The following is an 8,177-nucleotide window of genomic DNA, read 5'->3' on the forward strand; positions in this document are numbered from 1 at the left end:
GTTGCACTTGTTATTATAATCTGCCGCTCCCTCAGACGAGGGAGCTGTCATTCGTGAATTGCAGAGCAATTCACCTTTTAAAGAATGACTGAAGGAGGGATAAAACTATAAATTAGATGAATTAATCGGTTATTATCTAATTTATCTACATTACATAATCAACCCCACAAACCCAAATTTATCAAATTAATCTTAACACACAAACAAAATTGAAAAACCCTAATTTATCAAATTAATCTTAATGCACAGATAAAATTGAAAAAAACAAATTTATAGATTAACACAATCAAAATTAAAAGACAAAAGAAAAAATCCGGTAGGTTTCCCTACTGGATTTTGGAGCTAGAGATGGGAATTGAACCCACGACCTATTGATTACGAGGCAATTATTCTACCACTGAACTACTCTAGCATAATATGTGATTTATTATATGTTTAAGTACAAATACTAATAATTATTTAACACTAGGCAACATAAATAATATAAGCTTTCCTCACTATTTTGTCAATATATAGAAAGATATTAATATATTTGTTCAAGGAGCAGTAAAACTTATTCACTAAAAGTGAAAATAATATAGCAAATATATGACATACCAATAATAAAAAGCTATAATAAACTTATAATCATTTAGTATATAAAATTCACCTAATAATAATTACTTTTGTTTATGTAATATTAAAATAGCTGAAATCTAATACTAAAATAGGGGTGTTGTTATGGCAAATAAAAATCTAGGTAATTTATTAAAAATCTATCGTAAAAATTCTTTACTTACTCAGCAACAGGTTGCTGACGCTTTAAACATAAATCGTACAACCTATACTTATTACGAAACCGGTAAGACAGAACCATCTATTGATACCTTACACAAGCTTATCAAGATTTTCGGTATCACATATGATGATTTATTACCATCAGAAAAGAACCCAAAGAGCATTAAGGATTCTTTCCTAAGAGCAAAGGGTGATGAGGCGATTTATAACCTAACTAAAGAGGAACAGCAGTTCATTATCTCTCTAAGGGCAATGAGTCCTGAAGAGAGAGAAGAATTTCTAAAGAATTTAAAATAATTTGTAATAATTATTTACAAATTATTTTTACTGTGTTATAATACACAAGATAGCTTAATCACGGATTATGGAGTATGCCACAATGTGGATTTCCTGTTTCCTTAACCTGTGAAAAAAGCGATAAATAATGAAAGGTGGAAAACACAATGCTAAAAGAAGAAAAGCTTGCTATTATGCAGGAATATGCTACTCACGAAGGCGACACAGGTTCTCCTGAAGTACAGATTGCACTTCTATCAAAGAGAATTAAGGATCTAACTGCTCATCTACAGCAGCATCCAAAGGATCATCACTCAAGAAGAGGTCTATACAAGATGATCGGTCAGAGAAAGAGCCTACTTAAGTATCTTACAAAGGTTGACATCGAAAGATACCGTTCAATCATTAAGAGACTTGGTATCCGTAAGTAATAGTAAAAATTTAGGGCGAAGGGTTTTCCCTTTGCCCTTGTTTTGATAAAAAAACTTTTTTGCAATAAGTAGTTACAGGATTTTCCAAGTGCATTTAGCAGTAAAACGAACACATATTTATCCTTTTATTTATATTTTTATGTGGTGGTTTTATTGCTAAAACCGAAAATCCTGTAAACAAAATTTATTTATAGGAGGTATTGCAAATATGAACAAAGCAATGGTATTTGATAAGTACAGAAAATTTGAAACAGAATTTGCAGGCAGACCACTGGTTGTTGAAACAGGTAAAATGACTCAGCTAGCTAATGGTGCTTGTCTTGTTAGATATGGCGAAACAGTTGTACATGTTGCTTGTACTGCTTCTGAAAAACCAAGAGAAGGAGTTGACTTCTTCCCACTATCTGTTGACTATGAAGAAAAAATGTATTCAGTAGGTAAGATTCCAGGTTCTTACCTAAAGAGAGAAGGCAGACCTTCAGAAAAGGCTATCCTTACTTCTCGTGTAATTGACAGACCAATCAGACCTCTATTCCCTAAGGATATGAGAAATGACTGTTCAATCGTATGTACAGTAATGTCTGTTGACCCTGATTGTCAGCCTGAAATTGCTGCTATGATTGGTACTTCAATTGCTATTTCAATTTCTGATGTTCCTTGGAACGGTCCTGTTTCTTCTTGTTCAGTAGGTTTAGTTGATGGCGAAATCGTTATTAACCCAACACTTGAACAAAGAGCAGTTTCTGATATGGCAACAACAGTTGCTTCAACATCAGAAAGAATTGCTATGATTGAAGCCGGTGCAAACTGTGTTGATGATGACACAATGTACAAGGCTATTATGGCAGGTCACGAAGCTAACCAGCCAATTATTCAGTTCATCAAGAATATTCAGGAAGAAATCGGTAAGCCAAAGTTTGACTATCCATCAAATGAACCTGATCACGATATGTTTGAAGCAATTTACAACTTTGCTGAAGCTGATGTTAAGGTTGCTATGGATACAGACGATAAGAACATTCGTGACGAAAGACTACTTCCAATCTATGATGCAGTTCACGAAAAGTTTGATGAAATCTATCCTGAACAAGAAGCTAAGATTGACGAATGTATGTATAAAACTCAGAAGACAATCGTAAGAAGATGGCTACTTGACGAACAGAAGAGAGTTGACGGCAGAGGCATGGACGATATTAGACCACTAGCTTCTGAAGTTGGTATTCTTCCAAGAGTTCACGGTTCAGGTATGTTCACAAGAGGACAAACTCAGGTTCTTACAGTTGCTACTTTAGGTTCTGTTTCTGAACAGCAGTATCTTGACGGTATTGATGAAGAAGAAACAAAGAGATATATCCACCATTACAACTTCCCTAGTTACTCAGTAGGCGAAACAAAGCCAAGCAGAGGTCCGGGCAGAAGAGAAATCGGTCATGGTGCATTAGCAGAAAGAGCTTTAAAGCCAGTTATTCCATCAGTCGAAGAATTCCCATACACACTAAGACTTGTATCAGAAATTCTTTCTTCTAACGGTTCAACTTCTCAGGGTTCAATCTGTGGTTCAACACTTGCACTTATGGACGCAGGTGTTCCAATCAAAGCTCCTGTAGCTGGTATTTCTTGTGGTCTAATCACTGAGGGTGAACGCTGGATGACAATGGTTGACATTCAGGGTGTTGAAGACTTCTTCGGCGATATGGACTTTAAGGTAGCCGGTACTAAGGACGGTATCACAGCTATTCAGATGGACCTTAAGATTTCCGGTCTACTACCTGAAATGGTTAAGGAAGCTCTAGCAAAGACTCACAAAGCAAGAAACTACATTCTTGATGAAGTTATGCTAAAGGCTATTCCTGAACCAAGACATGAACTAAGCAAGTATGCTCCTAAGATGTTCACTACTCAGATTCCTGCAGACAAGATTTCTGAAGTTATCGGTAAGAGTGGTAAGGTTATCAAGGAAATTCAGGCTGAATGTGAAGTTAAGGTTGACATTACAGAAGAAGGCGAAAGTGCAAATGTATTTGTTGCCGGTATTGATACAGAAAAGTGCCAGAAGGCTCTTTCAATCATTGAAATGATTGCTAACGGTCCTGAAATCGGTGCTATCTATATTGGTAAGGTAACAAGAATTATGGACTTCGGTGCATTTATTGAAATTGCACCGGGTATGGAAGGTCTATGCCACATTAGTAAGCTGGATGTTAAGAGAACAGAAAAGGTTACTGATGTTGTTAATGTTGGTGATGTTATCAGAGTTAAGGTTGAAGAAATTGACGATAAGGGCAGACTAAATCTTTCAAGAAGAGCTGTTCTAATTGAAGTTGACGGTTTAACTCCTGAAAATACTCTTGAAGATAGACCAAGAAGACCTCATAACAATCACAACAGAAACGGCAGAAGATAATTTAATCTAAGCTAATAAATTAAGGGTTGAAGTTTTAAAACTTCAACCCTTTTCTGTTACCTAATTTTCTTTATTCCTACAATCTCTTCCCCATCAAATTGATAAATCAAATCCAATGACTTGCTTTCCTTATCATAATGATACAGTTCACAAGGATACCACCAATTTGTATTAAGCTCAAGATAAACATAATAGTCACCGTTGTCATTAAATATTTTCATATTGATTTTATCATGCTTTACATTTTCAATTGCATCAAGAATATCATCCAGTACAGGTGTTATTTCTACTGTCTTTCCGGTTTCATCAGATAATTTACTTGATGGTACAAGTTCATCATCATTATAGGAAGTGAAATAACTATAAGAATATATCTCAGCATTATCTATTTCAAAAGGTTCTATTGACTTTAAGTCAACATCAGTGTCAAGGAAATTATCAATAGGGTCTTTTGAAGAGTAAATTCTGTAATAATTTTTCTCAATTGACTTATTATTTATAACATCACTTTTCAAAATATCAATATCATATTTATCAAGCACATCACCTTTATCTACAGTCACCACATCAATAATAGGTTGGTTTTTATCGGCAGCACCAACTATAAGATATAAGCCATAACCTGCTCCAACAACTACCGAAGCCAAGATTGTAACTACCATTAACCAAATGCCTATACTAATCAATATGTTTTTACATTTGCTATTTTTCATGTATTCACCCCATTTATATAAACATAAATATCAACCTTTGGGTAAAGTATATTCTATAATAATCCAATAGTCAATATCTATATATTATGGTGCTTCTTTTTCAGAAATCACTAACCATTCATTGTTATCATCTTTAGCAATAGAAAGTCTTACTGGTATATCAGCCGACCCTTCTACACATTCGCCTGTTGTTTTATCAATAACTTCTTTTGAATAGTCAAACCATAAGTAGCCAACATCATTATAAAGTTTAACTGTATTAAGGGAAAATTCAGCATTTACCTTATAATCACCTGGCTTTGTATTTTTATCCATATCATAACTACATAAAGACCAAAGTTCACCAAACTGTTTCTTGGCTTCTTTCTCACTTCCCACAAAGTTTAAAGCCTTATTAATCTGTTTAACAAGTGGTTCAACTTCTTTTTCATCAGCTGAGGAATAGCCTTTATTGTACTCAGAAGTTAATTCTTTTCCAAAATATTCTTCCATATAACTTTTCTCTCTTGTATTATTAATAAAAAACACAGTAAACACACCTATTACAATTACCAAAACAGCAATTACAGACACATTAATAATCTTCTTAATTTTCTTCTTTTTCTGTATTTTGTTGATATTATCCCACACTTGATTTTCTGCTAAATCACTTATTTCGGTTTTAATGTCTTGTTTTGCAATCCAAAGTTCCTTTTTACATTCATCACAAGTTTCACAATGATTTTCAACAAACTTTTTGCTTTCTTCACTTGCTATATTATCAGCTACTAAGGGAATTAAGTCCTTTACAATTTCACAATTTTTATCCAAAACTTAAACCTCCATTTCCTTAATCAACATATTTTTTCCACGATAAAATGTAACCCTTGCCCACACTTCACTTTTACTGAAGATTGTACCAATCTCAGCGAAGGAAAGTTCTGCAAATATCCTCAACACAAAAACTTCCTTATAGGGTTCTTTCAATGTGTGAAGATGCTTATGTATTTGAATTGCCATTTCTTTATCTGTTAATTTTGACTCAAAGTCATAGTCGTCAACAATATTTTCATTTTCTAAATTGATATTCCTTTTTCTCTTGTTGTAGTGCTTGTAATACAAATTCTTTGCAATTTCACAAAGCCAAGTTGAAGTATATCCTTTGTGCTGATAATTTTCGTAATACTCCAATGCTTTATAAAAGGTTTCTGCAGTTAGCTCCTCAGCCAATGAACTGTTCTTGCAAAGCTTTAGCAAATAGCCATATACCAACTTATAATTTTCTTTATATATTTTTTCAAATGACAACCATCCTCACCTCACTTCCAACACTATAATCCTTTAATATGACTTTCGTTACAAACTTTTTTAATTTACACAAATACTGTCCTTTATTTTTTCATAGGTCTTTTCACCGATACCGTAAACCTTTACAATATCTTTTTTATCTTTAAAAGTACCATACTTTTCTCTATAATTCACAATGGCATTGGCTTTAGTTTCACCAATCATTCTTATGGTGCAAAGTTCCTGAACCGATGCAGTATTTATATTTACAATTACTTTTTGTGTAGTTGTATAGGTCTTTTTATTCACATTTTGGTTGTAATATGTGGAAAACTCAGTTGTAGCAGTAGCATTAATATTTTCAGTTTTTACTGTATGAGGTACAAAGTCAAAGAACACATTGACCAAAACAAGAACCGTTGCAAAGATAATTCCAACTATTACAATTAATTTTTCGCTAGATAACTTTTTCTTCATAAAAATCACCAATATAATTATACACTGCACCAAAAATTAATACAATTAATTAATTGACTTAATATGTGAAAAGATATAAAATTAAATGAGAATGGAGTGGAGTTATGACCAACAAATCAAAATATTTTATAACTATAATGTTCCTTGCCTTTATCGGGGTATTTGCTATATTATTTTGGGTTGTACCTAAAAGTGACTTTAGCCCAAAAGAAAAAAGATACTTACAGACTTTTCCGGAAGTTTCTGCAACAACACTAACTGACGGTTCTTTTGAAACTAAGTTTGAGGATTACATAAATGACCATATGGTTATGCGTGATGCATTTATGGGTATCAACAGTTACTCTAACTTGCTTGTACTTAACAACGGCAGTGATGGTGTTTATAAGTGCAAAAACGGCTACTTAATCAACAAACCTGCTACTAACGAAAGACTTGACCTTAACCTTTCTGTTGTATCTGATTTTCAGAAAAAGACAGGCATTGATACTTCTCTAATGATTGTACCGTCAACAGGTTACATAATGGATAATGTGCTACCACATATTCACGAAAAGTACAATGATGATGAATATTTCAAAACAATAAACAAGTATTGTAGCGAGAATAATCTTTCTAATATTGACCTTAGAACCACTTTTAAGGCCAACAAGGATAATACTCAGATTTACTACAAAACAGACCACCATTGGACTACTAAGGGTGCTTATTTAGCTTATAATCAGCTATGCAGTAAATGGAATATTAAACCTGCAACTAGGGACAAGTTCACTATTCAAACTGCCAATGACTTTTTAGGCACAACATACAACACATCAGGTTTTTGGCTAAATGAAAGTGATACTATCGAGATTTGGAACAACCTTAACAACAAGTCAACTTGTAGTATTACTGCAAACGGTATCACCACAAAGTACAACTCAATGTACTTTACAGACCAACTAAAGGGTGCTGACAAATATGCAGTATTCCTAAACGGCAACAACCCAGTTACTACAATTAAGAATCCTGATTGTAAAAACAATAAGAAGCTACTAATCATCAAAGATAGCTTTAGTCATTGTTTAGCACCATTCCTAAGCGAAAACTTTAGTGAAGTTACTTTGGTTGATATGAGATATTACAAGAAATCTGTCAGTGAAGAAATATGTTCAAAGACTAAATTTGACAAAGTTTTGGTTTGTATGGAACTTGATAACTTCCTAGCTGACAAGGACTTTGCATTCCTTGAATGATTTATTTTAAGTAAATTTCGACTTAATAACCACATAATTAAACGGCTATAATCACAAGTTATAGCCGTTATTTTTATGAAAATTTTCTTATGAAAATGCAATAATTGCATTGAAATGATTATATTATCAGCCTACAATTATATGTATATATTTGAAATAATTGTATCAATTATTGATTTTCATTACATTCACTAAAATTAAAATTCTTCAACCCAAAACATCCAATCATTTATTCATTTTCTAACATTCAATTTAATTTCCGTAGGATAGATTTTATCTAGCTTTTTCCGGATATTTATTTTTTTACAAACAGTCAAAACACATTAAAAACCCAAACAGAACCCAATCACTTCCCAATCAAAACCCAACAATATAATAAATTAAATAAATAAAATAAATTAATAAATCAAAGACTGTGAGGCAAAAGTCCCTTTTGCTCCCTCTCGGTCTGCTTGTTTTTTCTTTTTAGTTTTAAGTTTCTCAATTTTATGATGGTGGTGGAATAGGTTAGTTTATTAAATTTGGGTTTGTGGTGCTAGAACTTGCCTTGTTATGTGGTAGATATTTAGAATTAGTAGAAACCATCCAGCCTTCCTTG

8 protein-coding genes and 1 tRNA gene are annotated in these 8,177 nt (G+C 33.1%); 4 read left to right on the forward strand and 5 right to left on the reverse strand.

Annotated elements, in window-relative coordinates:
• Positions 1-337: 337 nt before the first annotated feature.
• Positions 338-412 (reverse strand) — tRNA-Thr (locus WMO18_RS10065).
• 308 nt (positions 413-720) lie between these two features.
• Here WMO18_RS10065 and WMO18_RS10070 point away from each other — a divergent pair.
• The 3 genes from WMO18_RS10070 (at position 721) to WMO18_RS10080 (ending at position 3,888) form a co-directional block, all read left to right on the forward strand.
• Positions 721-1,074: a helix-turn-helix transcriptional regulator gene (locus tag WMO18_RS10070; RefSeq protein ID WP_022505963.1), complete on the forward strand. Its 354-nt coding sequence runs from the start codon at positions 721-723 to the stop codon at positions 1,072-1,074.
• A gap of 146 nt (positions 1,075-1,220) precedes the next feature.
• The gene (rpsO, locus tag WMO18_RS10075) at positions 1,221-1,484 is read left to right on the forward strand and encodes a 30S ribosomal protein S15 (RefSeq protein WP_022505962.1); all 264 of its coding nucleotides are present in this window, start codon (positions 1,221-1,223) and stop codon (positions 1,482-1,484) included.
• A 208-nt stretch (positions 1,485-1,692) separates the two neighbouring features.
• A complete protein-coding gene (locus WMO18_RS10080) occupies positions 1,693-3,888 on the forward strand; it encodes a polyribonucleotide nucleotidyltransferase (RefSeq protein WP_211148251.1) in 2,196 nt (731 codons plus the stop codon).
• A 56-nt stretch (positions 3,889-3,944) separates the two neighbouring features.
• On the opposite strand, the gene WMO18_RS10085 is transcribed toward WMO18_RS10080, so the two are convergent.
• From WMO18_RS10085 to WMO18_RS10100, 4 genes are all read right to left on the reverse strand, one after another.
• Positions 3,945-4,601 (reverse strand): hypothetical protein, encoded by a 657-nt coding sequence (locus tag WMO18_RS10085; protein WP_211148250.1) that lies wholly within the window; start codon positions 4,599-4,601, stop codon positions 3,945-3,947.
• 84 nt (positions 4,602-4,685) lie between these two features.
• Positions 4,686-5,411, reverse strand: coding sequence for a zf-HC2 domain-containing protein (locus WMO18_RS10090; RefSeq protein ID WP_211148249.1), 726 nt, complete (start codon positions 5,409-5,411; stop codon positions 4,686-4,688).
• A 3-nt stretch (positions 5,412-5,414) separates the two neighbouring features.
• A complete protein-coding gene (locus WMO18_RS10095; protein ID WP_211148248.1) occupies positions 5,415-5,888 on the reverse strand; it encodes an RNA polymerase sigma factor in 474 nt (157 codons plus the stop codon).
• Between the two features lie 60 nt (positions 5,889-5,948).
• Positions 5,949-6,344 (reverse strand): ComEA family DNA-binding protein, encoded by a 396-nt coding sequence (locus tag WMO18_RS10100; RefSeq protein WP_211148247.1) that lies wholly within the window; start codon positions 6,342-6,344, stop codon positions 5,949-5,951.
• 104 nt (positions 6,345-6,448) lie between these two features.
• Here WMO18_RS10100 and WMO18_RS10105 point away from each other — a divergent pair, with 104 nt between their 5' ends.
• Complete coding sequence (locus WMO18_RS10105) at positions 6,449-7,579, forward strand: DHHW family protein (RefSeq protein ID WP_211148246.1); 1,131 nt, start codon at positions 6,449-6,451, stop codon at positions 7,577-7,579.
• Positions 7,580-8,177 lie beyond the last annotated feature (598 nt).

The sequence above is a fragment of the Ruminococcoides intestinihominis genome (genome assembly GCF_040096285.1).
GTDB classification, from domain to species: Bacteria; Bacillota; Clostridia; order Oscillospirales; family Acutalibacteraceae; genus Ruminococcoides; species Ruminococcoides intestinihominis.

Excerpts from the sequence above, each read along its gene's own strand:
- WMO18_RS10070 (WP_022505963.1), top strand. The coding sequence starts at position 721 with ATGGCAAATAAAAATCTAGGTAATTTATTAAAAATCTATCGTAAAAAT.
- rpsO (WP_022505962.1), top strand. The coding sequence starts at position 1,221 with ATGCTAAAAGAAGAAAAGCTTGCTATTATGCAGGAATATGCTACTCAC.
- WMO18_RS10080 (WP_211148251.1), top strand. The coding sequence starts at position 1,693 with ATGAACAAAGCAATGGTATTTGATAAGTACAGAAAATTTGAAACAGAA.
- WMO18_RS10085 (WP_211148250.1), bottom strand. The coding sequence starts at position 4,601 with ATGAAAAATAGCAAATGTAAAAACATATTGATTAGTATAGGCATTTGG.
- WMO18_RS10100 (WP_211148247.1), bottom strand. The coding sequence starts at position 6,344 with ATGAAGAAAAAGTTATCTAGCGAAAAATTAATTGTAATAGTTGGAATT.
- WMO18_RS10105 (WP_211148246.1), top strand. The coding sequence starts at position 6,449 with ATGACCAACAAATCAAAATATTTTATAACTATAATGTTCCTTGCCTTT.